Source organism: Mycobacterium sp. SA01 (genome assembly GCF_041287105.1).
GTDB lineage: Bacteria > Actinomycetota > Actinomycetes > Mycobacteriales > Mycobacteriaceae > Mycobacterium.
The window spans coordinates 567,516-593,746 of record NZ_JBGGNO010000019.1 but is presented as its reverse complement, the minus strand read 5'-3'; the positions used below and the strand labels follow the sequence as shown (position 1 = coordinate 593,746).

Below are 26,231 nucleotides of genomic sequence, written 5' to 3'. Positions count from 1 at the left end.
GGCTCAGCGGGCTGACGCTACTTCTTGAGGGCGACGTTGAACCCGGAGATGATCGCCTCGACATCGGTGGACGCCGCCGCGGCCTGATCGGCCAGCGTCGTCACCGTCAGCTGCACCAGGTAGCGCTGGAAGGCGGGCGCCGGAGTCACCGGGATCACCACGCGGTTGTAGGAGTGCAGTCGCTTGCCGTTGAGGTCGTAGCTGCCCTCGATCATCGAGGACGGGAAACCCCTGAAGTCAGCGGAGGATGCGTTGAGTTTGGTGAAGTTCTGACTCATCTCGGCATCGGCGCTGGCGTGCTTGAGCGCCTCGCCCACGTCGAAGTTGCCGGTCAGCTTGAACACGATCACCATCGCCGTCGGATAGGTGTTGTTCTTCGCGATGACTTCGGTGCCCGGCGAGAAGTTCGAGTTGTCGTACTTGGTCCAGCCCGGCGGCCGCGGCAGCGTGACGGTGATGTCGGTGAGCTTGTCCAGCGGAATCTGCTCGCCGATCACGCCGACGCCGTAGAGGTATTCGGCGATCGGCTGCGGTTTGCCCGAGGTGGTCGGAGCAGCCGTGGTGGTGGTCGCCGGTGTGCTCCAGATCGAGGAGTAGTCCGGCGGCGTCGACCCGCACGCCGCCACGGTCGTGGCCAGCGCGATGCACAGGACTGCGCTACCGGCCCTCACAGAATGTCGTGCACCGATTCGATCGGCCGGGCCAACCGGGTGCCTTTGTCGGTCACCACGAACGGGCGCTCGATGAGGATCGGGTTGGCCGCCATGGCATCCAGCAACTCGTCATCGCTGGCGTCGGCGAGATTTAGTTCGCTGTATAGGGATTCACGCTTGCGTACGGCGGCGCGAACGCCGATGCCGGCGTCGGCGATCAGCTTCGCGATCTCGGCGCGCGACGGCGGTGTCTTCAGATACTCGACGATCTCCGGCGCAAGTCCGTTGTCGCGCAGCAGATCCAGGGTCTTGCGGGAGGTGCTGCAGCGGGGATTGTGATAGATGGTGCTTGACAACTATGCGTCCCCATCGAAAAGGCCTGTCACCGAACCATTTTCGAAGACCGCGCGGATGGTGCTGGCCAGCAGTGGGGCGATCGAGAGCACCGTCAGCTGCGGGAATCGCTTGGACTCGTCGATCGGCAGCGTGTTGGTGACGATCACTTCGCGGGCACCGCTGTCGGCCAGTCGCTCGCGGGCCGGGTCGGACAGCACGCCATGGGTGGCGGCGATGATGACGTCCTTGGCGCCGTCGTCGTGCAGCAGCTTGACCGCGCCGGCGATGGTGCCGCCGGTGTCGATCATGTCGTCGGTGAGCACACAGGTCTTGCCGGCCACGTCACCGACGACCCGGTTGGACTTCACCTGGTTGGGCACCTTCGGGTCGCGGGTCTTGTGGATGAACGCCAGCGGTGTGCCGCCCAAGGCGTCGGCCCACTTCTCGGCCACCCGCACGCGGCCCGAGTCCGGCGAGACCACGACAACGTTCTCGCAGTTGTAGTTGTCCCGGATGTAGCCGGTCAGCAGCGGCTGGGCTCGCATGTGATCGACCGGTCCGTCGAAGAAGCCCTGGATCTGGTCGGTGTGCAGGTCCACGGTGACGATGCGGTCGGCGCCCGCCGTCTTGTAGAGGTCGGCGACCAGCCGGGCGGAGATGGGTTCACGGCCGCGGTGCTTCTTGTCCTGGCGGGCGTAGGGATAGAACGGCAGGATCGCGGTGATTCGCTTGGCGCTGCCGCGCTTGAGCGCGTCGATCATGATCAGCTGTTCCATCAGCCACTTGTTCAGCGGCGCGGGATGGGACTGCAGGACGAAAGCGTCGCAGCCACGAACCGATTCGTCGAAGCGGACGAAGATCTCACCGTTGGCGAAATCGCGTGCGGTCTGCGCGGTGACCTGGACGTCGAGCTCTTTGGCGACCTGATCCGCCAGCTCCGGGTGCGCGCGACCCGAGAAGAGCATCAGATTTTTGCGGTTGTCGGTCCAGTCCGTGCCCACTGTGTGCTGCCCTTGCCGGTCGGGGATCGATACGGGCCAATCGTACGGTGCTACCTCCCCGGGTTACCAAAAAGGCAACATCTGGCGACGCCGATCAGTCGGTTGCGTTGCCCGACTCGGACTCTTGCGCCTTCGCCGCGGCCTGCGCCGAGGGGCTACCGGGCCGTTTGCGCAGCACCCAGTTCTCGATGTTGCGCTGTGGCCCGGCCGACACCGCCAGCGCGCCCGGGGGCACGTCGTCGCGCAGCACCGTGCCCGCCCCGGTGTAGGCGCCGTCGCCGACGGTGACGGGCGCGACGAACATCGTGTCCGAGCCGGTGCGCACGTGCGAACCGATGGTGGTGCGGCTCTTGTTCTCGCCGTCATAGTTCACGAACACGCTGGATGCGCCGATATTGCTGTTCTCGCCGATGTCGGCGTCGCCCACGTAGGTCAGGTGCGGCACTTTGGTGCCCGCGCCGATGACCGCGTTCTTGGTCTCGACGAAGGTGCCGAGCTTGCCGCGGGCGCCCAGCTCGGTGCCCGGCCGCAGGAAGGTGAACGGTCCGACCGTCGCCCCGTCGCCGATCACCGATTCGCTGCCGTGGGTGCGCACCACCGAGGCCTCATCGCCGACGCTCACCTGGGTCAACGTGGTGTCCGGACCGATCTCGCAACGCGCGCCGATCCGGGTGGCGCCCAGCAGCTGGGTGCCCGGCCGGAGCACGGTGTCGCGGCCGATGGTGACGTCGACGTCGATCCAGGTGCTGAGGGGGTCGATGACCGTGACGCCGGCCCGCTGATGGGCGGCCACCACGCGCCGGTTGAGCTCCCGCGCCAGGTCGGCGAGCTGTACCCGGTCGTTGACCCCGGCGACCAGCGCGGCATCGTCGACGTGCTTGGCGTGCACCACCCGGTGGTCGGCGCGCAGGATCGAGATCACGTCGGTCAGATAGAGCTCGTGCTGGGCGTTGTCGGACGACAGTCGGCTGAGTGCGGAACGCAGTTCGGCGATGTCGAACGCGTACACACCGGCGTTGACCTCGCGGATGGCCCGCTGCTGCGGGGTGGCGTCGGTTTCCTCGACGATCGCGATGACCTCGCCGTCCTGGGTGCGCAAGATCCGGCCGTAGCCGCTTCCGTTCGGCAGGGTCGTGGTCACGACGGTCGCCGCCGCACGCTTGCCGCGGTGGACCGCGATCAGCTCGGCCAGCGTCTCGGCGTCCAGCAGCGGAACGTCGCCCGAGGTCACGACGACGGTGCCGGCGAAATCGTCGGGCAGCCCGGACAGTCCGCACAGCACGGCGTGGCCGGTGCCGAGTTGCTGCTCCTGCACGGCCACCTCGATGGTGCGGCCCAGCTCCTGCGCGAGCCCGGCCACCACCGGGCCGATGCGCTCGCGGTCCTTGCCGAGCACGGCGACCAGGTGCTGGGGAGCAACCTTGGCGACTGCGTACAGGGCGTGCGAGAGCATGCTGCGCCCGCCGAGGGTGTGCAACACCTTGGGGGTATCGGAGCGCATGCGGGTTCCGGCCCCGGCTGCCAGCACCAGGACGGCGGCATCGGTCTGCGTGGTCACCTGGACCTCCATCAATATGCTCCGTCGCCAGGACTCGAACCTGAACTATCTGAACCAAAATCAGAGGTGCTGCCGATTACACCACGACGGACTGGCCGAAATGTCCGCCTGAGACTCTAATGCAGACGGCTACGCTCACCTCGGAGGGCAGGAGCGCAGCGACCCGGGAAAGGTCCACCGGAGGGCAGGAGCGCAGCGATCCGGGAAAGGCCCACCGGAGGGCAGGAGCGCAGCGACCCGGGAAAGGTACAGCGTGGCAGCACCGGAGAAGGAGCCGCGGGCACCGCGCGCCCGGATGACCGGCACCGAACGTCGGCGCCAGCTCATCGACGTGGCGCGGACCCTGTTCGCCGAGCGCGGATACGAGGGCACCTCGATCGAGGAGATCGCCCAACGCGCGAACGTCTCCAAGCCCGTCGTCTACGAGCACTTCGGTGGCAAGGAAGGCTTGTACGCGGTGGTCGTCGACCGCGAGATGTCGGCCCTGCTCGACGGGATCTCGTCGTCGCTGACCAACAACCGGTCCCGGGTCCGGGTCGAACGGGTGGCGCTTGCCCTGCTGACCTACGTCGAGGAGCGGACCGACGGTTTCCGCATCCTGATCCGTGACTCACCCGCAGCGATCAGCACCGGCACCTACTCCAGCCTGCTCAACGACGCCGTCAGCCAGGTGTCCTCGATCCTGGCCGGTGATTTCGCCCGCCGCGGACTGGACCCCGTGCTGGCCCCGCTGTACGCGCAGGCCCTGGTCGGTTCGGTGTCGATGACCGCCCAATGGTGGCTCGACACCCGTGAGCCGAAGAAAGAAGTGGTCGCCGCGCACCTGGTGAACCTGATGTGGAACGGCCTGACCCATCTGGAGGCCGATCCGCAACTGGAAGGTGAGTGAACGCGACCTGCGTCACAGCGCGCGAGCGAATCGCGGCCCGCCGCAACGGCTTCGGTCCCGCCGCCTAGGATGGATACATCATGACCGCACCGGGGCAGGAGTATGTTCACACCCCGATCGCCGGGCTGGTGGACTTGGCGCTGACCGCGCCGGAATTCGTCGAACTCGCGCAGCGGGCCGCCGAGCGTCCCGAAGAACTCGCGCTGGTCGGGCCGGCCAGCTCACAGCTGTACGCCGCCTGTGCGGTCGCCCGCAAGGGCCCGCTGCTGGTGGTCACCGCGACGGGCCGCGACGCCGACGACCTCACCGCCGAGCTGCGAGGCGTGTTCGGCAACTCGGCGGCGATGTTCCCGTCCTGGGAGACCCTGCCGCACGAGCGGCTCTCGCCCGGGGTGGACACCGTGGGCGCCCGGCTGATGCTGCTGCGCCGGCTGGCCCACCCCGACGACGAGCGCCTCGGCCCGCCGCTGTGCGTGGTGGTCACCACGGTGCGTTCCCTGCTGCAGCCGATGGCTCCCGACGTCGGAACCGTCGAACCGGTGACACTCGCTGCGGGGGCCGAATTCGATTTCGACGCCTTGATCGCGCGCCTGGTCGAGCTGGCGTACACCCGCGTCGACATGGTCGGCAAGCGCGGCGAATTTGCGGTCCGCGGCGGCATTTTGGACCTTTTCCCGCCGACGGCCGAGCATCCGGTGCGGGTGGAGTTCTGGGGCGACGAGGTCAGCGAGATGCGGATGTTCTCGGTCGCCGATCAGCGGTCCATCCCCGAGATCGACGTGGACAGCGTGGTCGCGGTCCCGTGCCGCGAGCTGTTGCTCACCGACGAGGTGCGGGCGCATGCCGCCAGGCTGCTCGCCGACCGGCCGCGCGGTGACGGCAACCAGGTCAGCGGCAGCGTCGACGACATGCTGGCCAAGCTGGCCGAGGGCATCCCGGTCGACGGGATGGAGGCGCTGCAGCCGGTGCTGCGACCCGACGACCTGACCCTGCTCATCGACCACCTGCCGGAGGGCACCCCGGTTCTGGTGTGCGATCCGGAAAAGGTGCGCACCCGCGCGGCCGACCTGATCAAGACCGGCCGGGAATTCCTCGAAGCGTCCTGGTCGGTGGCCGCTCTCGGCGGCGACGCCCCGATCGACATCGAAGAACTCGGTGGGTCCGGGTTCCGCGAGCTCGAGGAGGTGCGGGCCGCGGCGCGCGGGTCCGGCCACCCGTGGTGGACGGTGAGCCAGTTGGCCGCCGAGGACGCCACCGAACTCGACGTGCGGGCCGCCCCGTCGGTCCGCGGCCAGCAGAGCAACGTCGACGAGATCTTCGCGATGCTGCGCGCCCATGTGCTGACCGGAGGATTCGCCGCCGTCGTCGCGCCGGGCACCGGCACCGCACATCGGGTCGTCGAGCAACTCGGCGAGCGCGACACCCCGGCCGCGATGCTGGAATCCGGCGCAGCCCCGAAGGCCGGTGTGGTCGGTGTGCTCAAAGGCCCGCTGCACGACGGCATCATCGTGCCCGGCGCCAACCTGGTGGTGATCACCGAAACCGACCTGACCGGCAACCGGGTGACCGGCACCGAGGGCAAGCGGCTGGCGGCCAAGCGCCGCAACACCGTTGACCCGCTGGCGCTGACCGCGGGCGACCTGGTGGTGCACGACCAGCACGGCATCGGGCGGTTCGTCGAGATGGTCGAGCGGACCGTCGGCGGCGCGCGGCGCGAGTACCTGGTGCTGGAGTACGCGTCCAGCAAGCGGGGGCAGTCTGCCGACAAACTGTTCGTGCCGATGGATTCCCTGGACCAGCTGTCCCGTTACGTCGGTGGCCAGGAGCCCAGCCTGAGCCGCCTGGGCGGGAGTGACTGGACCAACACAAAGACCAAGGCGCGCAAGGCTGTTCGGGAGATAGCCAGCGAATTGGTGGCGCTCTACGCCAAGCGGCAGGCCGCGCCCGGCCACGCGTTCGGCCCGGACACCCCGTGGCAGGCCGAGATGGAGGACGCGTTCGGCTTCACCGAGACGATCGACCAGTTGACCGCCATCCAGGAGGTCAAGTCCGACATGGAGAAGCCGGTCCCGATGGACCGGGTCATCTGTGGCGATGTCGGTTACGGCAAGACCGAGATCGCGGTGCGCGCGGCGTTCAAGGCCGTGCAGGACGGCAAGCAGGTCGCGGTGCTGGTCCCGACCACGCTGCTGGCCGATCAGCATCTGCAGACGTTCAGTGCGCGGATGGCCGGCTTCCCGGTGACCGTGAAGGGCCTGTCGCGGTTCACCGACCCGGCCGAGTCGCGCGCCGTGCTCGAGGGAATGGCCGACGGCAGCGTCGACGTGGTGATCGGCACGCACCGGCTGCTGCAGACCGCCGTGCGGTGGAAAGACCTCGGTTTGGTGATCGTCGACGAGGAACAGCGCTTCGGCGTCGAGCACAAAGAGCACATCAAGAGCCTGCGCACGCACGTCGACGTCCTGACGATGAGCGCCACCCCGATCCCGCGCACGCTGGAGATGAGCCTGGCCGGTATCCGGGAGATGTCGACCATTCTGACCCCGCCGGAGGAGCGTTACCCGGTGCTGACCTATGTCGGCGGCCACGACGACAAGCAGGTCGCCGCGGCGCTGCGGCGCGAGTTGCTGCGTGACGGGCAGGTTTTCTACATCCACAACCGGGTCAGCAGCATCGACGCCGCGGCCGCCCGGGTCCGGCAGCTGGTGCCTGAGGCGCGGGTGGTGGTCGCGCACGGCCAGATGCCCGAAGAGCTGTTGGAGCGCACGGTCGAGGGCTTCTGGAACCGCGAGTACGACATCCTGGTCTGCACGACGATCGTCGAGACGGGGCTGGACATTTCGAACGCCAACACCCTGATCGTCGAGCGCGCCGACACCTTCGGCCTGTCCCAGCTGCATCAGCTGCGCGGTCGGGTTGGACGCAGCCGCGAGCGCGGCTACGCCTACTTCCTGTACCCGAAGGAGATGCCGCTCACCGAGACCGCCTACGACCGGCTGGCCACGATCGCGCAGAACAACGAACTCGGCGCGGGCATGGCAGTTGCGATGAAGGACTTGGAGATTCGCGGCGCGGGCAATGTGCTGGGTGCCGAACAGTCCGGCCACGTCGCCGGGGTGGGATTCGACCTCTACGTCCGGCTGGTGGGCGAGGCCGTCGAGGCATACCGGGCCGCGGCCGACGGCAAGACGGTCACCACATCCGAGGAACCCAAGGATGTGCGGATCGATCTGCCGGTCGACGCCAACCTGCCGCCGGACTACATCGAGAGTGACCGGCTTCGGTTGGAGGCCTATCGCCGGCTGGCCGGCGCCGGCGACGACGCGGGCATCGTCTCGGTGGTCGAGGAACTCACCGACCGCTACGGCCCGCTGCCCGAACCCGCGCAGCGGCTGGTCGCGATGGCCCGGTTGCGGCTGGTGTGCCGCGGGTACGGGGTGACAGAGGTCGCCGCGACCGGAAGTGGTTCGGCCACAACGATTCGTGTCTCGCCGCTGACGCTGCCCGACTCGGCGCAGCTGCGGCTGAAGCGGGTCTATCCCGGCGCGAACTATCGGGCGACGACCTCGACGGTGATGGTGCCGATTCCGCGGGCGGGCAGCGGTGTCGGCGCCCCCCGGATCCGTGACCTTGAACTGGTGCAGATGGTTGCCGATCTGCTTCGCGCACTTGACGGACAACCGCACGGCGAGCTTGATATAACGACGTTCACACCGGCAGGCTCGGCGAGGGGAGAGCGGTGACCGTCATCCTGGTCGATCCGCGCCGTCCGTCGCTCGTCCCCGTCGACGCCGTGGAGCTGCTGGGCGGTGACGTGCAGTACACCGAGGAGATGCCGGTCAAGGTGCCGTGGTCGCTGCCGTCGGCGCGACCGGTGTTCACCGGTGCCGACGCGCCGGTGCTCCTCTCCTCCGATCGGCAGCACCCCGGGGTGCGGGCCCGGCTGTCCGCCGGTGAGCGGCTGATCGCCGCACCCGCCCCGCAGTCCGGCGAGCGGCTGGTCGACGCGGTGGCGATCATGGACAAGCTGCGCACGGCCGGGCCGTGGGAGAGCGAACAGACCCACGACTCGCTGCGGCGCTACCTCCTGGAGGAAACCTACGAGCTCTTCGACGCGGTCCGCGGCGGCAACGCCGACGAGCTGCGCGAGGAACTCGGAGACGTGTTGCTGCAGGTGCTCTTTCACGCCCGGATCGCCGAGGAGGCGTTGCACGGATTCACCATCGACGACGTCGCCGACGCGCTGGTGCGCAAGCTCGGCAACCGGGTGCCCGCGGTGCTGGCCGGGGAGTCGATCTCGCTGGAAGACCAACTGGCCCAGTGGGAACAGCGCAAGGCCGCGGAGAATCTCGGGAAGAGTAACCGGGTCTCCTGTGTCGACGACGTGCCGACCGCTCAGCCGGCGCTGGCGCTGGCGCAGAAGGTGATTGCCCGGGTGACGACCGCCGGGCTGCCGCCGGAGCTGATCCCGGCATCGATCGTCACGGTGACGGTCTCGGCGGAGCGCGATGCCGAGAACGAGTTGCGCACCGACGTACTGGAATTCATGGACACCGTACGAGCCGTCGAGCGCGCGATCGCGGCGAATCGGCGCGATACCGACGCCGCAACGGAACTCGACGCCGCCGCGGCGTTGGGCGCGGTCAGCGCCGCCGAGTGGCGCAGGCACTGGCCGGCACCGGAAGTCGAGCCGCTGGAGCTACCGTCGGTGCCCGAGGTGGTCACCGACGACGACGTGCTCGACGATGTCGACTTCCTGCGGGTCGACGACGATCTGGACCTGCCCGAGCTGGCCGACGACCTCGCGGGCAGTGAGCTGCGCGACGTCGATCAGCCCAGCAGCGTCGAGCCCCAGTAGTCGCCGTCGCGCAGGCCCGGCGGGATCGCGAAGATCGCGCTGCCGGTGTGGGTGATGTACTCGTTGAGCAGATCGCGGCGGGCCAGCTCCATCTGCATCGGGATGAATTGGGTCGCCGGGTTGCGCACGAATGCGATGAAGAACAGTCCGGCGTCCAGGTGCCCGAATCCGTCGGAGCCGTCGGTGAAGTTGTAACCGCGGCGCAGGATCTGGATACCGTTCAGGTGCTGCTGGGATGCCAGCCGCACGTGGGCGTCACGGTCGATCAACGGCTCGTTCTTGTTGTCGACAATGTCGAAGTTCAGCTCCTCGAACTCCTGCTTGAGTCCGTTGGGCGCACCGCTGCCCTTCTGCCTGCCGATCACCCGCTCCTGCTCGAGGAGCGTTGTGCGGTCCCATGATTCGATCCGCATTCGAATGCGACGGCTGATCATATAGCTGCCGCCGGTCATCCAGTCCGGTCCGTCGCCCTTGGCCACCCACACCTGCTGGTTCAGCGTGTCGGTGTCTTCGGCCTTGATGTTGGCGGTTCCGTCTTTGAACCCGAACAGATTTCGCGGTGTGGACTGTTCCCGGGTGGTCGAGGAGGTACGGCCGAACCCCAGCTGGGAATACCGCACCGCGACGGTGCCGAAGCCGACCCGGGCCAGATTGCGGATCGCGTGCACCGCGACCTGGGGGTCGTTGGCGCAGGCCTGTACCACGATGTCCCCGCCGCAGCGGGCCGGGTCCATGGTCTCGTTGGGGAACTTGGGCAGGTTCTCCAGCAGTTGCGGCTTCTGGCCGGCCAACCCGAAGCGGTCCTTGCCGTCCTTGAGGAAGAGCGACGGACCGAACCCGATGGTCAACGTCAGCTGCGACGGCGTCAGCCCCAGCGCCTCACCCGTATCTGCCGGTGGGGCATAGGGATTGAGGCCGACAGCACCGTCGTGGACGGCTTCCTGGCCGGCGGTCATCCGCTCGGCCATGCCGGTCCACTCCTTGAGCATCGCGACGAGATCAGCCCTGGACTCGGTCGTCACGTCGAACGTGGCGAAGTGCATCCGATCCTGGGCGGGGGTGACGATCCCGGCCTGGTGCTCGCCGCGGAACGGTACCGGCTTGTCCAGCCCGCCGGTGACCGAGCTTGCTGCGGACGCCCGGCCGGCCAGCGCCCCGGCGCCCGCCGCACCGACCACCGCGGCGGTGACGCCTGCCGCGCCGAACAGCTTGCGCCGCGACATTCCCGACGGTGCCGGCTCGGGGGAGGCCACCATCGGCTTGTCCTCGTTACTGGGGAGCGATGACACCCTGCACCTGGCTTACCTCTTTGCTCAGCGCGTCGATCGCACGCGAGAGTTCCTGTCGCTGGGGCTCGGTCACGGTGTCGTAGAGCACGAAGCCGTCACCCTTGCGGTACTTGGCCAGCAGCGCCTCGACATCGGCGAAGCCCTTGTCGACCCGCTTGCCCAGATCGGCGTTGCGGCTGTCGAGGATCGGGCGGACCGAGGCCACCGCGGTCTGGCTGCCCTGGACGTTGGCGTTGAAGTCCCACAGGTCGGTGTGGCTGAAGATGTCCTCTTCGCCGCTGATCTTGCTCGCCGCGATCTCGTCGAGCAGACCCTGTGCGCCACCGGCGATCTGGGTGGAGTCGATGGTCCAGCCGGGTGCCTTCACGCCGTCGTTGAGCTCCTTGACGTCGGCCATCAGCTGGTCGCCCAGCGCGCCGGCGTCGGGCTGCAGACCGGTGACCCACAGCTGCTTCTCGAGCGCGTGGAAGCCGGTCCATTTCTGGCCGGGTTCGAGGTCGGCCTCGCGAAGGTCGATGCGCGGGTCCAGATCGTTGGGGAACGACTCGGCCACCGGCTCGATGCGCTCGTAGTACGTGCGCGCGACCGGGTACTGGGCCTTGGCCGCCGCGACGTCACCCTTCTTGATCGCGTCGACGAACAGCTGGGTGGCCGGGATCAGGGCGTCGGTCTGGCTGTTGACGTAGCGCTTGTAGCTCTCGGCGGCTTCCTTGAATTCGCCCTGGGTGTCCACCGCGACGGCGTTGCCGGTGACGGTGAAGTCGGCGCGGATACCGTCGCCGATCATCCCCGGCTTGCACGCGGTCTGGTACGTGCCCGGCTCGGCGAGCTGAACAACAAGCTTGCGCTGCAGGCCGGGGGAGATGTTCTCGACCTCACCCATCACCCGCTCGCCCTCGCCGTACACGTAGAACTCGGTCACCTTGGTCCCGTTGTTGGTGACCACGAACGTGCTCGGCCCGGTGGCGGCCTGGGTGCCCGACAGCTTGCAGTCGGTGTCCGTGGCGTTCACGGTGATCTCCGAGGCTGCCTTGCTGCTCGAGTCCGCCGACTTCGTTTCCTTGGCGGTACATCCGGCCATGGAAACTCCGGCGAGTATCGCGGCGACGGCGGCGGTGGAAGTCTTGATGCCGTGGGGCAGCGTCACTTATGGGACCTTTCGGTAAGGGGAGAGCGCTCCGAGTCCTCGGAGGCGGTGTCGGGGGCGACGTCGGTGGCCGGAGCGGGCTTCGGCGCGGCGTGGGTGGGCCGCAGGAACAGGGCGAGCACGATGACGATGTAGGCCAGCCAGCAGATGAGCTGCAGCACCGTCGGGGTGGGGGTGATGTTGAAGACGCCCTGGACGATCTCGCCGTACCAGGCCGACCAGTGTTCGGAGCTGATGTCGAAGGCCTTCGAGCCCAGGCCGGGCAGCCAGCCCACGGTCTGCAGCGCGCCGATGCCGTAGGACAGGACGCCCGCGGCCACCAGGATCAGGAACACGCCGGTGTAGGAGAAGAACTTTGCCAGGTTGATCCGTACCGCCCCGGCGTACATGCCCCAGGCGATGGCGGCGGCCACCAGGACGCCGATCAGCAACCCGAGCAGCGGCCAGGCGGTCTCGGCTTCGGCGAAGCCGACCATGAACAGTGCGGTTTCGACGCCCTCCCGGCCCACGGCCAGGAACGCCAGGGCGAAGACGGCGAACGCGCCGGTCTCGAGTGCCTTCGACATCCCGGCTCGCAGCTCGCCGGACATGCTGGCCGAGGCCTTGCGCATCCACAGCACCATCGATGTGACGATCACGACGGCCACCAGGGAGGCGACCCCGGCGATGGCTTCGGCGGCCAGCCCGGTGATCGTGTAGGTGCCGTACTGGATCGTCAGAAACACGACGACGGTCATCAGCACCGCGGCGCCCACGCCCAGCCAGACCCACTTCAGGGCGTCGCGGCGATCGGATTTCACCAGGAAAGCGATCAGGACCATGACGATGATCCCGGCTTCCAGACCCTCGCGGACGCCGATCAGGCCGCTGCCGAACAGCTGCGCGCTGACATTGGGGGCGGCCGCGCTGAATGTCGTCTGGATGCCGCTCGAGACGTCCGCCAGGTGGGTCATCGCGCGTCCTAACTAACTTCAGACAATGCCGGTCAAGCAAGGCTTACCAAATGAAGGATCGGCTCACCTTAACAGACGGTAGGTAACGAAGTTACCGGCCGTTCGGGCCCGCCGGTAGGGACTAACGACCCGGGAGCCGTGGGACGATGAACATGTTTGGTTGGGCCCGAGGAGTGCTGTGTCGTCAACGCGCTGGCTGCGTGCTGCCGCCGTCATTGCGGCGGCGGCGATGTTGCTGGCGGCCAGTTGTTCCTGGCAGCTGGGCACGCCGATTCCGGATGGGGTTCCGCCGCCGCCGGGGGATCCGGTGCCCGCCGTCGATACCCACGCCAAGGGCCGGCCGGCCGATCAGCTGCACGACTGGGCGGCGCAGCGGGCGCCGGCACTCGGCATCCCGATCACCGCGCTGGAGGCCTACGCGTACGCCGCGCGGGTGGCGGAGGTGGAGAACCCCAACTGCCATCTGGCCTGGACGACGCTGGCCGGGATCGGCATGGTCGAGAGCCACCACGGCACCTACCGCGACGCTGTCGTCGCGCCGAACGGGGACGTCAGCCCGCCGATCCGCGGCGTCCATCTCGACGGCACCAACGGCAACCTCGAGATCATCGACGACGAGAAAACGGTGAGCAGCGACGAGCCGATCTACGTGCGGGCGATGGGACCGATGCAGTTCATCCCGGAGACCTGGCGGCTCTACGGCGTCGACGCCAACAACGACGGGGTGATCAGTCCGGACAACATCGACGACGCGGCGCTGTCCGCGGCGGGCTATCTGTGCTTCCGGGGTAAGGATCTGGCCTCGCCGCGCGGGTGGATGAACGCACTGCACGCCTACAACCATTCCGACCAGTACGCCCGCACCGTGCGGGACTGGGCGACGGCATATGCGCAAGGGCACGCGCTCTAACAGCGCTCCCGGCAGATCGACCATCTAGGCTGTTCGTCGCAGACCACGACGCAAGGAGAGAGCCAGTGCCCATCATCGAGCAGGTCGCGGCCCGCGAGATCCTCGACTCCCGCGGCAACCCGACGGTCGAGGTCGAGGTGGCCCTGATCGACGGCACCTTCGCCCGCGCCGCCGTCCCATCCGGCGCGTCGACCGGCGAGCACGAGGCCGTCGAACTCCGCGACGGCGCGGCCCGGTACGGCGGCAAGGGCGTCGAGAAGGCCGTCGAGGCCGTGCTCGACGAGATCGCCCCGGCCGTCATCGGCCTGTCGGCCGACGATCAGCGTCTGGTCGACCAGGCCCTGCTGGACCTGGACGGAACCCCCGACAAGTCGCGGCTCGGCGCCAACGCCATCCTCGGCGTCTCCCTGGCCGTGGCCAAGGCCGCCGCCGACAGTGCCGGTCTGCCGCTGTTCCGCTACCTCGGTGGCCCGAACGCGCACATCCTTCCGGTGCCGATGATGAACATCCTCAACGGCGGCGCGCACGCCGACACCGGCGTCGACGTCCAGGAGTTCATGGTCGCCCCGATCGGCGCGCCGAGTTTCAAAGAGGCGCTGCGCTGGGGCGCCGAGGTCTACCACTCGCTGAAGTCGGTGCTCAAGAAGCAGGGTCTGTCCACCGGGCTCGGTGACGAAGGCGGTTTCGCGCCGGACGTCGCGGGCACCAAGGCGGCGCTCGATCTGATCGGCACGGCGATCGAGGCGGCCGGCTTCACCCTCGGCACCGATGTCGCGCTGGCACTCGACGTGGCGGCGACCGAATTCTTCACCGCCGGCAAGGGTTACGCCTTCGAGAAAGAGGTGCGTACCGCCGAGCAGATGGGCCACTTCTACGCCGACCTGCTTGATTCCTACGCGCTGGTGTCGATCGAGGATCCGCTGTCCGAGGACGACTGGGACGGCTGGGTCGAGCTCACCACCGCCATCGGCGACCGGGTGCAGCTGGTCGGTGACGACCTGTTCGTCACCAACCCCGAACGGCTCGAAGACGGTATCGAGCGGGGCGCGGCCAACGCATTGTTGGTGAAGGTCAACCAGATCGGCACGCTCACCGAGACCCTCGACGCGGTCGCGCTGGCGCACAACAGCGGCTACCGGACGATGATGAGCCACCGCAGCGGCGAGACCGAGGACACCACCATCGCGGACCTGGCCGTCGCCGTCAGCAGCGGTCAGATCAAGACCGGAGCGCCTGCCCGCAGCGAGCGCGTCGCCAAGTACAACCAGTTGCTGCGCATCGAGGAAGCACTCGGCGATGCCGCGCGGTACGCCGGCGACCTGGCGTTCCCGCGGTTCGTGGTCGGAGACTAAGTCCCGAAGGGACCGGGAAGAGGCCTGAAAGAGACTGTGGCGGAAAGCAAGCGGCCCGATTCGAAGCGACGCTCACCGGCCTCCCGGCCGGGGGGCTCGGGTCGTGTCCGCGCACGTACGTCGCCGTCGGCCAAGAAAGACCCCCGTCCCACCGAGACCAGGGCCAAACCGGAGGCGGTCGGAGTTGTCGCGCCTGCCGCATCCGAGACCGGGCACACGGTCTCCGAACCGGTCCGCCGGGCCATCGCGGCATCGGCGGAGCGTCAGAGCGAACAGCGGCTGGGCTTCACCGCCCGCCGCGCGGCCATCCTGGCTGCGGTGGTCTGCGTGCTCACGCTGACCATCGCCGGTCCGGTGCGCACCTATTTCGCGCAGCGCACCGAGATGAAGCAGCTCGCCGCGACAGAGGCCGCGCTGCGACAGCAGATCGCCGATCTGGAGTCGCAGAAGGCCAAGCTGGCTGATCCGGTGTACATCGCGGCGCAGGCTCGTGAGCGGCTCGGCTTCGTGATGCCGGGCGACATCCCCTATCAGGTGCAGCTGCCGCCGGGAGCTGTCGTCACACCCGATACCGGGCCGCAGGCCGCGCCGGTGCGCAGTAACGACCCCTGGTACACCTCGTTGTGGCACACCATCGCCGACACCCCGCACGGGCCGCCACCGGTCCCGGCCGCCGATCCCGCGCCGCCACCTGAACCCGGTCCCGCACCACCCCCGGCGCCCGGTGGTTGACCCCGCCGATCTCGACGCGGTGGCGCGGCAGCTCGGGCGCGAGCCGCGCGGCGTACTGGAGATCGCCTATCGCTGCCCCAACGGTGAACCGGCCGTGGTGAAAACCGCGCCCCGGCTGCCCGACGGCACGCCGTTCCCGACGCTGTACTACCTGACCCATCCGGTGCTGACCGCGGCGGCGAGCCGGCTGGAGTCCGACGGGCTGATGCGCGGCATGAGTGAGCGGTTGGCTCAGGACCCGGACCTGGCCGCGGCCTACCGGCGGGCCCACGAGTCGTACCTGGCCGAGCGTGACGCGATCGAGCCGCTGGGCACCACGTTCACCGGGGGTGGCATGCCCGACCGGGTCAAGTGTCTGCACGTGGTGATCGCGCATTCATTGGCAAAAGGCAGGGGCGTCAACCCATTCGGCGACGAGGCGCTGGCCGTGCTGGCCGCCGAGCCGGGGATGGCGGGAATCCTGGACAACGAGGAGTGGACATCATCGTAGAGACGAACCGGGTTGCGGCCATCGACTGCGGCACCAACTCGATCCGGCTACTGATCGCCGACCTGGCCGAGGGGCGCCTGCACGATGTGCACCGGGACATGCGCATCGTGCGGCTCGGTCAAGGTGTGGACGCCACCGGGCAATTCGCCCCTGACGCACTGGCCCGCACGCAGGCCGCGCTGGTCGACTACGCCGCGCTGCTCAAGCAGTTCGATGTCGGCAAGGTGCGGATGGTGGCGACGTCGGCCACTCGGGATGCGGCCAATCGTGACGTGTTCTTCGCGATGACCGCCGAGGTGCTGGACCCGGTGGTGTCCGGCGCGGTCGCCGAGGTGATCACCGGGCACGAGGAAGCGGAGCTGTCGTTCAACGGCGCGGTAGGTGAACTGGACAGTGCCGCAGGGCCGTTCGTGGTTGTCGACCTCGGCGGCGGCTCCACCGAGGTGGTGCTGGGTAACGAGGCAGGCGGCGTGCAGGCCAGCTTCTCCGCCGATATCGGATGCGTGCGGCTCACCGAACGCTGCCTGCACTCCGATCCGCCGACCGCGACCGAGATCGCCGCCGCCCGCGAGGTGGTGCGAGAACGTCTCGGCGAGGCATTGCGCGCGGTACCCGTGGACCAGGCGAAGACCTGGGTGGGGGTGGCGGGCACGTTCACCACGATCGCCGCGCTGGCCCAGCACATGACCACCTACGATCCCGCGGCCATCCATCTGTCGCGGATCGGGGTTCCGGACTTGCTTGCGGTCTGCGAGCAACTCGTCGGGATGACCCGCAAGCAGCGTGCCGCGCTCGGTCCGATGCACGAGGGTCGCGTCGACGTCATCGGCGGCGGTTCGATCGTCGTCGAGGAACTCGCCTACGCGCTGGGTCAGCGGGCGGGGATCGACGCGCTGGTGGTCAGCGAGCACGACATCCTCGACGGGATCGCGCTGTCGCTCGCCTGAGCGTCTCTCACTCGTCCTCGGGCAGCACCAACGGTTCCCCGTCGGCACCGGTCGGTGTCTTGGTGCCGGCGAGCGTGACGCCCAGCAGTGTCATGACCACGCCGATCGCGAGGTGAAGCCAGTTGTCGGCATCGTTGAGCGGCAAGATGTTTCGCGGACCGGAAAGGTCGATGAGCAGACCGTAGACCCAGAGGCCCAAGAAGATCACCCCGCCGCCGATCAGGTATGCCCGCGCTCGGGCGAACGTGCCCGCGAGTGCCAGACCGGCCACGCCGAAGCCCAAGTGCAGCAGGTTGTGCACCACCGACGTCTCGAAGACACCGAACAGCTGCGAGCGTGAACCGTGCGCCCAGTGCAGCTGATCCAGATGTGTGGTCAAACCGGGAATGAAGCCGGCGATCGCGACAGCAAGGAACGCCGCGGCGACCAGCACCGCGGCTCCCTGTACCGCCAGCAGGCCGACCCGTGCCCGCTGGAGCCTGCCGGAACGGGCTGTCTCCATGAGGGTCTGCATACCCGTCAATACAGCCGGTCAACCCGCGAGCGCGGGCACCGTCGGTTAGAGCTTGACCTTGCAGCCGCTGCCGATGTTGTGGCAGTGGTGGCCGCCGTCGCAGGCATTACAACGGCAGGTGCAGCCACCGGTGTGTTTGGGCTGGTTCATGACACATCATCTCCTTCGCCAGGATGGTTCTCACCCTAGTTCGCGGCCGAGCCCCGCGGTCGGGATTCACGAGTCCATCGCGCCCCGCCGACCACAGCCGCCACAGCTGTACCGCGCGGGCCGCCGAGATCGACGCCAGCGAGATGGGCTCTCGAATTTTCCCGCGCTGCCGTCGATTTCGATGAACCGGCCGGGCCACCGTCACTGCTCGAACCGATAGCCCATGCCAGCTTCGGTCAACAGGTGCCGCGGATGCGACGGGTCGTCCTCCAGCTTGCGGCGCAGCTGCGCCAGGTACACCCGCAGATAGTGGGTCTCCTTGGCGTACGCCTGGCCCCACACCTCCTTGAGCAATTCCTCACGGCCCACCAGCTTGCCGCGGTTGCGCACCAGCATTTCGAGCATGCCCCACTCGGTGGGCGTCAGGTGAACCTCGGCACCGTTCTTGATCACCTTCTTGGCGGCCAGATCGACTGTGAATGAATCGGTTTCGATGACCGGCTCGTCGGTCTCCGAGGCGGCTGCCCCGCGGCGCACCGCCGCGCGCAACCGGGCCAGGAATTCGTCCATCCCGAACGGCTTGGTCACGTAGTCGTCGGCGCCGGCATCGAGCGCATCGACCTTCTCCGCGGAGTCGGTGCGGGCGGACAGCACGATCACCGGCGCGGTCAGCCAGCCGCGCAGCCCGCCGAGGACCTCGATGCCGTCCATATCGGGCAGTCCGAGGTCCAGCACGATCACGTCCGGCCGTTGTTCGGCGGCGGCCTTCAGCGCCGCCGCGCCGGTGGCGGCGGTGATCACCTCGTAGCCGCGCACGCTCAGATTGATCCGCAACGCCCGCAGGATCTGCGGCTCGTCGTCGATCACCAACACCTTGATCTTGCTCATTCACCGCCCTCCCGGCGGCGCGGCCAGGTCGACGATCACAGTGAGACCGCCGCCGGGTGTGTCGGTGGCCGATATCGTGCCGCCCATCGCCTCGACGAATCCGCGGGCAACCGAAAGGCCCAGTCCGACACCGTATTTGTTGTTCCGGTCGCCGAGGCGCTGGAACGGCTCGAACAGCTGCTCCTCGGTGCCGCGAGGCACGCCGGGTCCTTCGTCGACGACGTTGATGAGCATCCGATCGCCGACACGGCCCGCGTTGATCCGCACGATCGATTCGGGGGCGTACCGCAGAGCGTTGTCGACCAGGTTCGCCAACACCCGCTCCAGCAGCCCGGCATCGGCCAGCGCCACCGCATCTCCGACGTCGACCTTCACCCGGTCGAGGCCCTTGGCGCCGAATCCGGTGGAGCCGCGGCCGATGCTCAGCAGCGCACGCTGGACCACCTCTTCGAGATACACCCGCTTGAGCTCGGGACGGACCACCCCGGCGGCCAACCGCGACGAATCCAGCAGGTTGTCCACCAGTGCGGTCAGCTGGTCCACCGACTCCTCGACGGTGGCTAGCAGTTCGGCGGTGTCCTCCTCGGAGAAGCCGATGTCGTCGGAACGCAGGCTCGACACAGCAGCTTTGGCGCCGGCCAGCGGTGTGCGCAGGTCGTGGCTGACCGCGGACAGCAATGAGCGGCGAAGTTCGTCGGCCTTCTCGATCGCCTCGGCCTTGCTGGCTTCCTCGGTGAGTTCCCGCTGGCGGACCAGCCCGGCGGCCTGCTTGGCGACGGCGGTGAGTACCCGCCGGTCGCGGGCGGGCAGACTGCGCCCGGACATCAGCATCCAGAACTCGTCGTCGCCGACCTCGATGGCGGTGTCGGCGGAATCGACTGTCACACAAGGGTCCTTGCCGACACAGGCGACGATCTGTTCGTCCTGTCCGCGGACCCGCAGAATGCTCACGGCCCGCTGCGAGTAGGTTTCGCGGACCCGCTCCAGCAGCGTGGCCAGATCCGCGCCGCGCAGCACGGAGCCGGCGAACAAGGTCAGCAGCTCGGCTTCCTGGGAGGCGCGCCGTGCCTCACGTTGGCGGCTGGCCGCACGGTCGACCAGGATCGCGACCGCGACGCCGAGCATCAGCAGGACCAGTTCGGTGACGGCGGCGTCGGGTTCGGCGATGGTGAAGGTATAGCGCGGTGCGGTGAGGAAGTAGTTGAGCAGCAGACCGGACAGCATGGCCGACACCACCGCCGGCGCCACACCGCCGAGCAGCGCGACGATCAGCACGCCGACCACGAACATGGCGCTCTCGCCGCCGATGGACAGGTACTTGTCCAGGAAGAGCGCGGTGAACGCGCAGATGACCGACGGCACGATGACGGCGGCCAGCCAGGAGATCAGCCGGCGTTCGCGGGGCGACGCCGCCCGCACCGAGAAGCCCCGCTTGGCCTCCTCATGGGTCACCATGTGCACGTCGATCTTGCCGGAGTCCTGGACGATCGCCGCGCCGATGCCTTCGTCGAAGACGCGGGCCCACCGGGACCGCCGGGACGTGCCGATCACCAGCTGGGTGGCGTTCATCTCGCGGGCGAAGTCCAACAGCGCCTTGCCCACATCGTCGCCGACGACGGTGTGCACGGTGGCGCCCACGCTGGCGGCCAGCTCGCGGACTTTCCCCATCTGCGGTGCCGAGACCCCGGACAATCCGTCGCCTCGTGCCACGTGGACGATCATCAGCTCGGCGCTGGCCTTCGATGCGATCCGAGATGCCCGGCGCACCAACGTCTCTGACTCGCCGCCACCGGTGACCGCGACGACGACACGCTCGCGGGCTTCCCAGGTCGCGGTGATCTTGTTGTCGGCACGATATTTGGCCAGTGCGGCGTCCACCTGGTCGGCCAGCCACAGCAGCGCGAGTTCCCGAAGCGCGGTCAGGTTGCCCCGGCGGAAGTAGTTCGACAGTGCCGCGTCGACCTTCTCCGGTGCGTAGACATTGCCATGAGAAAGCCTGCGCCGCAGCGCCTCCGGGGTGATATCGACCAACTCGATCTGGGCGGCGCTGCGGACGATCTCGTCGGGCACCGTCTCCTGCTGCTCGATGCCGGTGATCTGTGCGACGACGTCGTTGAGGCTCTCCAAGTGTTGGACGTTGACCGTCGAGATCACCGCGATGCCGGCGTCGAGCAGCTCCTCGACGTCCTGCCAGCGTTTGGGGTTCTTGCTGCCGGGTGTGTTGGTGTGGGCCAGCTCGTCGACGAGCACGACCTGCGGCTTGCGGGCCAGCACGGCAGGCACGTCGAGTTCGGGGAAGCTGGTGCCGCGATAGTCGATGTAGCGGGGTGCGATGACCTCGATGCCACTGAGCAGGTCGGCCGTCTTCTTCCGGCCGTGGGTCTCGACCACGGCGGCCACCAGATCCGTGCCGCGCTCCAGACGGCGATGCGCCTCGCCGAGCATCGCGAACGTCTTGCCCACGCCCGGCGCGGCGCCGAGGTAGATGCGCAACTCGCCTCGCTTCGGCCGGGGGCTCCAGGAGGCGGGCTGCGAATCGCTCTCGGACGACGTGTCCGGCGGCGGGTCGCCGCCGGACGTCACGCGCGGCGGTTGCACGGTGTCCACGTCTCTATTATTCGCAGATCGATCCACCGTGAGATCAGCTCTTGATACCGAACTTCTCGTCCAGCGCGATGTTGAGTTCGAGGACGTTGACACGCGGTTCGCCGAAGACGCCGAGTGTGCGGCCGTCGGTGTGCTCGGCGAGAAGACCCCGAATCTGGTCGGCGCTGACACCGCGGGCCTTGGCGACCCGCGCGATCTGCAGGTCGGCGTAGGCGGGGGAGATGTTCGGGTCGAGGCCGCTGGCGCTGGCGGTCACCGCGTCGGCGGGTACCACCGGTTCACCGGCCGCACCCTTGATCGGGACGATCTGCCCGGCCGTGTAGTCCTCGCCGGACTGGGCGCATTGCACCCGCACACCCTCGTACGTCGCGAGGAACGGGGTCGTGGTGGTCTGGCACGGCTCGTTGACGCTGACGACCTTGGTGGGGGCGGCGACGTTGCCGCGGGCGTCGCGCGGCCCGATCACCGACAACACCGCACCGACACCGTCGCCGGTGCAGAACGGGCGCGTGCCGTCGACGCCGTCGAGGTCGCCGGCCGCCTTGCTGCGGGTGCAGACCTGGGTCAGCAGGCTCGGCTTGTCGGGACTGTCCACGATGCTTTCCGGGCCCAGATTCGACGCGCCGGTGGCCAGCGGGTCGTATCCGTTGCCGGCCGCCGACGGGCGGCTCTGGAAGTACTGCGGCAGCGGGTTGCCCTTATCGTCGGTGAACGATTGGCCGATCAGGCTGGAGCCCAACAGCTTTCCGTTCACCTCGATGATCGAACCGTCGGCCTTGTCCTTGAGCCCGGGGATCTGAGCCACCAGCCAGATGAACAGCGGGTAACCGACTCCGACGATGACGGTGAGGACCAGCAGCGCCCGCAGCGCCGCCCAGTGTTGACGAACGAGACTGGAGAAGTTCATGTCACATCCCTGGCAAGAATTGGACGACGAGGTCGATCAGCTTGATCCCGATGAAGGGGGCGATGATCCCGCCGAGGCCGTATATGTAGAGGTTGCGGCTCAGCAGCTTCGAGGCGCTACTGGGGGTGTACTGAACGCCCCGTAGCGACAACGGAATCAGCGCGATGATGACGAGCGCGTTGAAGATGACCGCGGACAGGATGGCCGATTGCGGGCTGTGCAGCCGCATGATGTTCAGCAGGTCCAGGCCGGGGAACAACGCGACGAACATCGCCGGGATGATCGCGAAGTACTTGGCGATGTCGTTGGCGATCGAGAACGTGGTCAACGCCCCGCGGGTGATCAGCAGCTGCTTGCCGATCTCGACGATCTCGATGAGCTTGGTCGGGTCGGAGTCCAAATCGACCATGTTGCCGGCCTCTTTGGCCGCCGAGGTGCCGGTGTTCATCGCCACCCCCACGTCGGCTTGGGCGAGGGCGGGCGCGTCGTTGGTGCCGTCACCGGTCATCGCGACGAGCTTGCCGCCGTCCTGCTCCTGCTTGATCAGCGCGAGCTTGTCCTCCGGGGTGGCCTCGGCAAGAAAGTCGTCCACCCCGGCTTCATCGGCGATCGCCTTGGCGGTCAAGGGGTTGTCGCCGGTGATCATCACCGTGCGGATGCCCATCTTGCGCATCTCGTCGAAGCGCTCCCGCATACCCTGCTTGACCACATCCTTGAGATGGATGACGCCCAGGACTTCGGCCTTCTCGTCGACCACCTGGCCGACGACCAGCGGTGTGCCGCCGGCCGCGGAGATGCCGTCGACGATGTCGCCGAGCTGCGCCGGCACGGCACCGCCCTGGTCGCGTACCCACTGTGCGACGGTACTGGCCGCGCCCTTGCGCAGCAGGTGCCCGTTCTCGAGGTCGACGCCGGACATCCTTGTGGCGGCGGAGAATTCGACCCAGTTCGCATTGACGAGCTCGCCGGGTGTGCGGGCGCGCAGGCCGAAGTTCGACTTGGCGAACACCACGATGGAACGGCCTTCGGGAGTCTCGTCGGCCAGGCTGGACAACTGCGCCGCGTCGGCAAGTTGCCCCGGTGAGACACCCTCGAGCGGAACGAAGTCCGACGCCTGCCGGTTGCCCAGTGTGATCGTGCCGGTCTTGTCCAGCAGCAGCGTGTTGACGTCACCGGCGGCTTCGACCGCGCGGCCGGACATGGCCAGCACGTTGCGTTGCACCAGCCGGTCCATGCCGGCGATACCGATCGCCGACAGCAGCGCGCCGATGGTCGTCGGGATCAGGCACACCAGCAGTGAGACCATGACGATGCCAGAGACGCCATCGGCGGTCAGCGACAGTGAGTCGGGCACACCGGGATTGTTGGCCTTGGCGAAGATCGCCAGCGGCTGCAATGTCGCCACCGCGAAGATGAAGATCAACGTCAGTGCGGCGAGCAGGATGTTCAGCGCGATCTCGTTGGGTGTCTTCTGCCGATTGGCGCCTTCGACGAGGGCGATCATCCGATCGATGAAGCTCTCTCCCGGCTTCTGGGTGATCCGGACCACGATGCGATCGCTCAGGACGGTGGTTCCACCGGTGACCGCCGAGCGGTCGCCGCCGGATTCCCGGATGACCGGGGCCGATTCGCCGGTGATGGCCGACTCGTCCACCGAGGCAATGCCTTCGAGCACGTCACCGTCACCGGGTATCACCTGTCCGGCTTCGACGACGACGGTGTCGCCCTGGTGAAGCAATGGCGCGGCAACTTCTTCTTCGCGCCCGGACTGACCCGGCTCCCAGCCGACGAGTCGGCGAGCCATGGTGTCGGCCTTGGTCTTTCGCAGCGACTCGGCCTGCGCTTTGCCGCGCCCCTCAGCCACCGCCTCGGCCAGGTTGGCGAACACCACGGTCAGCCACAGCCAGAAGACGATCAGCCAGCCGAACCAGTTCGGATCGACAATGGCGAGGACGGTGCTCCAGACCGCGCCGATCTCGACGATCAGCATGACCGGGTTGCGCCACAGCGTGCGCGGGTCGAGCTTGCGCAGTGCGTCGGGCAGCGACGTCAGGAGCATCCTGGGGTCGAGCAGTCCGCCCTGTACCTGTTTCTTCGTGGCGCCCGTCTCGAGACGGGCCTCGACTGCGGTCACGGTCATGGTCAGTGAATTCCTTCAGCAAGGGGCCCGAGCGCGAGCATGGGCAGGAAGGTCAGGGCCACCAGGATGAGAGTCACGCCGGCCACCATGCCGACGAACTGGGGCCGATGCGTGGGCAGCGTGCCGATCGACTCCGGGGTATGGCCCTGTTTGGCCAGGGCCCCGGCGAGGGCGAGCACCAGGATGATCGGCAGGAACCGGCCGAACACCATCGCCAAGCCCAATGCGGTGTTGTACCACTCGGTGTTGACGCTGAGGCCGGCGAACGCCGAGCCGTTGTTGTTGGCCGCAGAAGTAAAGGCGTACAGCACTTCCGATAATCCGTGCGGCCCGGTGTTGAGCATGCCTGCCCGCTGCCCGGGCATGGCCATGGCGATGGCGGTACCGGTCAGCACGATCAGCGGCGTTACCAGGAAATAGCTTGCAGCCAGCTTGATTTCGCGGGGAGTGATCTTCTTGCCCAGGTACTCCGGCGTGCGTCCGACCATCAGGCCGGCGACGAAGACCGTGATGACGGCCAGGATCAGCATGCCGTACAAGCCCGATCCGGTACCACCGGGCGCGACCTCGCCGAGCTGCATGTTGAACAGCGTCATCATGCCGCCGAGGCTGGTGTAGGAGTCGTGGAACGAATCCACCGCACCGGTGGACGTCAGCGTGGTGGCGTCGGCGAACACCGCCGAGTCGGCTATCCCGAACCGTTGCTCCACGCCTTCCATCGCCGATCCGACGGCGGTGGGGACAGTGCCGTGGCCCTGCAACTGGAACCGCAGCATCAGCGTGACGCTGATGAGCGCGAGCACAGCCATCACCGCGGCGATGGCCAATCCTTGTTTGCGGCTGTCGACCATGCGTCCGAAGGTGCGCGGCAGGGAGAAGCTGATCACCAGCAGCAGGAAGATCTCGACCCAGTTGGTCCACGTGGTGGGGTTCTCGAACGGGTGCGAGGAGTTGGCGTTGTAGAACCCACCGCCGTTGGTGCCCAGCTCTTTGATGGCCTCCTGGCTGGCCACCGGTCCGCCGGTGATGGTCTGCTGCGCACCGGCCAGGGTGTTGACCACCTGATCGTGCAGATGGAAGTTCTGGATCGCGCCGCCGGTGATCAGGATGATCGCGGCCACAACCGAGATCGGCAGCAGGATCCGCAGTGCGCCACGAACGAGGTCCACCCAGAAGTTGCCCAGTTCGGTGGCGTTGCGGCGGGCGAACCCCCGCACCAGCGCGACCGCGACGGCCATGCCGACCGCGGCGGAGGCGAAGTTCTGCACCGCAAGGCCGGCCATCTGAACCAGGTGCCCTTGGGTGGATTCACCCGAATACGCCTGCCAGTTGGTGTTGGTGACGAAGCTGACCGCGGTGTTCCACGCCAGCGCGGGCGTCATCGGGGTGCCGGGGTTGTTGAGGTGCAGCGGCAGTGTGCCCTGCACCAGCTGGAAGACGAACAGGAACAGGATGCTGACCGCCGAGAACGCCAGCACACTGCGGGCGTACGCCCCCCAGGTCTGCTCGGCCTTCGGGTCGGCGCCGATCAGTCGGTAGATGACCCGCTCGACCGCAGAGTCTTTCCTGACGGACTTCTCGTCGGAGTACACCCGGTACATGTAGTCGCCCAGCGGCACATGTACGGCGGCCAGCGCGAGGATGAGTAGGACGAGGAACACGATCCCCGCCGATGTGGTGGTCACTAGAACCTCTCCGGAAACAGCAGTGCGGCGGCCACGAACAGGGCCAGTAGCACGGACAAGATCAAGCCGACGACGTTCTCGTAGCTCACAGTCGCTCGACCAGCTTCTGCACCAGGCCGAGCAGGGCGAAGATCGCCACGGTCAGCAGCACGAATATGAGGACACTCATGACGGCGACGCTAGAGCCCGAAAACCCCCGCCAGCACCGGCGTTGACGGTTTCTTT

22 protein-coding genes and 1 tRNA gene are annotated in these 26,231 nt (G+C 67.8%); 8 read left to right on the top strand and 15 right to left on the bottom strand.

Annotated features, from left to right (window positions below; genetic code table 11):
- Positions 1 to 17: 17 nt before the first annotated feature.
- The 5 genes from AB4879_RS18805 to AB4879_RS18785 all read right to left on the bottom strand — a co-directional run bounded on the left by AB4879_RS18805 (position 18) and on the right by AB4879_RS18785 (position 3,639).
- Positions 18 to 671 carry an LpqN/LpqT family lipoprotein gene (locus AB4879_RS18805; RefSeq protein ID WP_102808084.1) on the bottom strand — a complete coding sequence of 218 codons (654 nt, stop codon included), beginning with the start codon at positions 669 to 671 and terminating at the stop codon, positions 18 to 20.
- On the bottom strand, positions 668 to 1,009 hold the full coding sequence (arsC, locus tag AB4879_RS18800; RefSeq protein WP_370508766.1) for an arsenate reductase (glutaredoxin): 342 nt from the start codon (positions 1,007 to 1,009) through the stop codon (positions 668 to 670). Before arsC ends, AB4879_RS18805 begins: the two co-directional genes overlap by 4 nt.
- Positions 1,010 to 1,990 (bottom strand): ribose-phosphate diphosphokinase, encoded by a 981-nt coding sequence (locus tag AB4879_RS18795; protein WP_083121645.1) that lies wholly within the window; start codon positions 1,988 to 1,990, stop codon positions 1,010 to 1,012.
- A gap of 94 nt (positions 1,991 to 2,084) precedes the next feature.
- Positions 2,085 to 3,560, bottom strand: a complete 1,476-nt coding sequence (glmU, locus tag AB4879_RS18790) for a bifunctional UDP-N-acetylglucosamine diphosphorylase/glucosamine-1-phosphate N-acetyltransferase GlmU (RefSeq protein ID WP_370508765.1) — start codon at positions 3,558 to 3,560, stop codon at positions 2,085 to 2,087.
- 7 nt (positions 3,561 to 3,567) lie between these two features.
- Positions 3,568 to 3,639 (bottom strand) — tRNA-Gln (locus AB4879_RS18785).
- A 204-nt stretch (positions 3,640 to 3,843) separates the two neighbouring features.
- On the opposite strand from AB4879_RS18785, the gene AB4879_RS18780 reads away from it, so the two are divergent.
- From AB4879_RS18780 to AB4879_RS18770, 3 genes are all read left to right on the top strand, one after another.
- Positions 3,844 to 4,437 carry a TetR/AcrR family transcriptional regulator gene (locus AB4879_RS18780; protein ID WP_199189929.1) on the top strand — a complete coding sequence of 198 codons (594 nt, stop codon included), beginning with the start codon at positions 3,844 to 3,846 and terminating at the stop codon, positions 4,435 to 4,437.
- A gap of 80 nt (positions 4,438 to 4,517) precedes the next feature.
- Positions 4,518 to 8,180, top strand: coding sequence for a transcription-repair coupling factor (gene mfd, locus AB4879_RS18775; protein WP_370508764.1), 3,663 nt, complete (start codon positions 4,518 to 4,520; stop codon positions 8,178 to 8,180).
- Positions 8,177 to 9,295 carry a nucleoside triphosphate pyrophosphohydrolase gene (locus AB4879_RS18770; protein WP_370508763.1) on the top strand — a complete coding sequence of 373 codons (1,119 nt, stop codon included), beginning with the start codon at positions 8,177 to 8,179 and terminating at the stop codon, positions 9,293 to 9,295. The genes mfd and AB4879_RS18770 overlap by 4 nt, the downstream gene beginning before the upstream one ends.
- Here the strand turns inward: AB4879_RS18770 and efeB are convergent.
- The 3 genes from efeB to efeU all read right to left on the bottom strand — a co-directional run bounded on the left by efeB (position 9,268) and on the right by efeU (position 12,684).
- Positions 9,268 to 10,551, bottom strand: coding sequence for an iron uptake transporter deferrochelatase/peroxidase subunit (gene efeB / locus AB4879_RS18765; protein ID WP_370508849.1), 1,284 nt, complete (start codon positions 10,549 to 10,551; stop codon positions 9,268 to 9,270). The two genes, AB4879_RS18770 and efeB, sit on opposite strands and share 28 nt — an antisense overlap.
- Positions 10,552 to 10,564: 13 nt before the next feature.
- Positions 10,565 to 11,665, bottom strand: a complete 1,101-nt coding sequence (efeO, locus tag AB4879_RS18760) for an iron uptake system protein EfeO (RefSeq protein ID WP_233209372.1) — start codon at positions 11,663 to 11,665, stop codon at positions 10,565 to 10,567.
- A gap of 62 nt (positions 11,666 to 11,727) precedes the next feature.
- The gene (gene efeU / locus AB4879_RS18755) at positions 11,728 to 12,684 is read right to left on the bottom strand and encodes an iron uptake transporter permease EfeU (protein ID WP_102808090.1); all 957 of its coding nucleotides are present in this window, start codon (positions 12,682 to 12,684) and stop codon (positions 11,728 to 11,730) included.
- Positions 12,685 to 12,862: 178 nt separating this feature from the next.
- On the opposite strand from efeU, the gene AB4879_RS18750 reads away from it, so the two are divergent.
- The 5 genes from AB4879_RS18750 to AB4879_RS18730 all read left to right on the top strand — a co-directional run bounded on the left by AB4879_RS18750 (position 12,863) and on the right by AB4879_RS18730 (position 17,115).
- Positions 12,863 to 13,594 (top strand): lytic transglycosylase domain-containing protein, encoded by a 732-nt coding sequence (locus AB4879_RS18750; RefSeq protein ID WP_102808091.1) that lies wholly within the window; start codon positions 12,863 to 12,865, stop codon positions 13,592 to 13,594.
- Positions 13,595 to 13,659: 65 nt separating this feature from the next.
- Entirely contained in the window at positions 13,660 to 14,946 is a 1,287-nt protein-coding gene (eno, locus tag AB4879_RS18745; RefSeq protein ID WP_102808092.1) for a phosphopyruvate hydratase, read from the top strand.
- 36 nt (positions 14,947 to 14,982) lie between these two features.
- Positions 14,983 to 15,678 carry a septum formation initiator family protein gene (locus tag AB4879_RS18740; protein WP_370508762.1) on the top strand — a complete coding sequence of 232 codons (696 nt, stop codon included), beginning with the start codon at positions 14,983 to 14,985 and terminating at the stop codon, positions 15,676 to 15,678.
- Entirely contained in the window at positions 15,671 to 16,168 is a 498-nt protein-coding gene (locus tag AB4879_RS18735; RefSeq protein ID WP_370508761.1) for a DUF501 domain-containing protein, read from the top strand. The genes AB4879_RS18740 and AB4879_RS18735 overlap by 8 nt, the downstream gene beginning before the upstream one ends.
- Positions 16,153 to 17,115 carry an exopolyphosphatase gene (locus tag AB4879_RS18730; RefSeq protein ID WP_370508760.1) on the top strand — a complete coding sequence of 321 codons (963 nt, stop codon included), beginning with the start codon at positions 16,153 to 16,155 and terminating at the stop codon, positions 17,113 to 17,115. The genes AB4879_RS18735 and AB4879_RS18730 overlap by 16 nt, the downstream gene beginning before the upstream one ends.
- Before the next feature lie 7 nt (positions 17,116 to 17,122).
- Here AB4879_RS18730 and AB4879_RS18725 read toward each other — a convergent pair whose 3' ends face one another.
- From AB4879_RS18725 to AB4879_RS18695, 7 genes are all read right to left on the bottom strand, one after another.
- Positions 17,123 to 17,617, bottom strand: coding sequence for a DUF4383 domain-containing protein (locus tag AB4879_RS18725; RefSeq protein ID WP_370508759.1), 495 nt, complete (start codon positions 17,615 to 17,617; stop codon positions 17,123 to 17,125).
- A gap of 363 nt (positions 17,618 to 17,980) precedes the next feature.
- Positions 17,981 to 18,667: a response regulator gene (locus AB4879_RS18720; RefSeq protein ID WP_083121663.1), complete on the bottom strand. Its 687-nt coding sequence runs from the start codon at positions 18,665 to 18,667 to the stop codon at positions 17,981 to 17,983.
- The gene (locus tag AB4879_RS18715) at positions 18,668 to 21,160 is read right to left on the bottom strand and encodes an ATP-binding protein (protein ID WP_370508848.1); all 2,493 of its coding nucleotides are present in this window, start codon (positions 21,158 to 21,160) and stop codon (positions 18,668 to 18,670) included.
- 148 nt (positions 21,161 to 21,308) lie between these two features.
- Positions 21,309 to 22,181, bottom strand: coding sequence for a potassium-transporting ATPase subunit C (locus AB4879_RS18710; RefSeq protein ID WP_370508758.1), 873 nt, complete (start codon positions 22,179 to 22,181; stop codon positions 21,309 to 21,311).
- Position 22,182: 1 nt separating this feature from the next.
- Positions 22,183 to 24,321, bottom strand: coding sequence for a potassium-transporting ATPase subunit KdpB (gene kdpB, locus AB4879_RS18705; protein WP_370508757.1), 2,139 nt, complete (start codon positions 24,319 to 24,321; stop codon positions 22,183 to 22,185).
- A 2-nt stretch (positions 24,322 to 24,323) separates the two neighbouring features.
- Complete coding sequence (gene kdpA / locus AB4879_RS18700; protein WP_370508756.1) at positions 24,324 to 26,006, bottom strand: potassium-transporting ATPase subunit KdpA; 1,683 nt, start codon at positions 26,004 to 26,006, stop codon at positions 24,324 to 24,326.
- Positions 26,006 to 26,095, bottom strand: coding sequence for a K+-transporting ATPase subunit F (locus AB4879_RS18695; RefSeq protein ID WP_102808100.1), 90 nt, complete (start codon positions 26,093 to 26,095; stop codon positions 26,006 to 26,008). Before AB4879_RS18695 ends, kdpA begins: the two co-directional genes overlap by 1 nt.
- Positions 26,096 to 26,231: the final 136 nt, after the last annotated feature.

Excerpts from the sequence above, each read along its gene's own strand:
- glmU (WP_370508765.1), bottom strand. The coding sequence starts at position 3,560 with ATGGAGGTCCAGGTGACCACGCAGACCGATGCCGCCGTCCTGGTGCTG.
- AB4879_RS18780 (WP_199189929.1), top strand. The coding sequence starts at position 3,844 with ATGACCGGCACCGAACGTCGGCGCCAGCTCATCGACGTGGCGCGGACC.
- mfd (WP_370508764.1), top strand. The coding sequence starts at position 4,518 with ATGACCGCACCGGGGCAGGAGTATGTTCACACCCCGATCGCCGGGCTG.
- efeB (WP_370508849.1), bottom strand. The coding sequence starts at position 10,551 with ATGGTGGCCTCCCCCGAGCCGGCACCGTCGGGAATGTCGCGGCGCAAG.
- efeO (WP_233209372.1), bottom strand. The coding sequence starts at position 11,665 with ATGGCCGGATGTACCGCCAAGGAAACGAAGTCGGCGGACTCGAGCAGC.
- efeU (WP_102808090.1), bottom strand. The coding sequence starts at position 12,684 with ATGACCCACCTGGCGGACGTCTCGAGCGGCATCCAGACGACATTCAGC.
- AB4879_RS18725 (WP_370508759.1), bottom strand. The coding sequence starts at position 17,617 with ATGGAGACAGCCCGTTCCGGCAGGCTCCAGCGGGCACGGGTCGGCCTG.
- AB4879_RS18720 (WP_083121663.1), bottom strand. The coding sequence starts at position 18,667 with ATGAGCAAGATCAAGGTGTTGGTGATCGACGACGAGCCGCAGATCCTG.
- AB4879_RS18710 (WP_370508758.1), bottom strand. The coding sequence starts at position 22,181 with ATGAACTTCTCCAGTCTCGTTCGTCAACACTGGGCGGCGCTGCGGGCG.
- kdpB (WP_370508757.1), bottom strand. The coding sequence starts at position 24,321 with ATGACCGTGACCGCAGTCGAGGCCCGTCTCGAGACGGGCGCCACGAAG.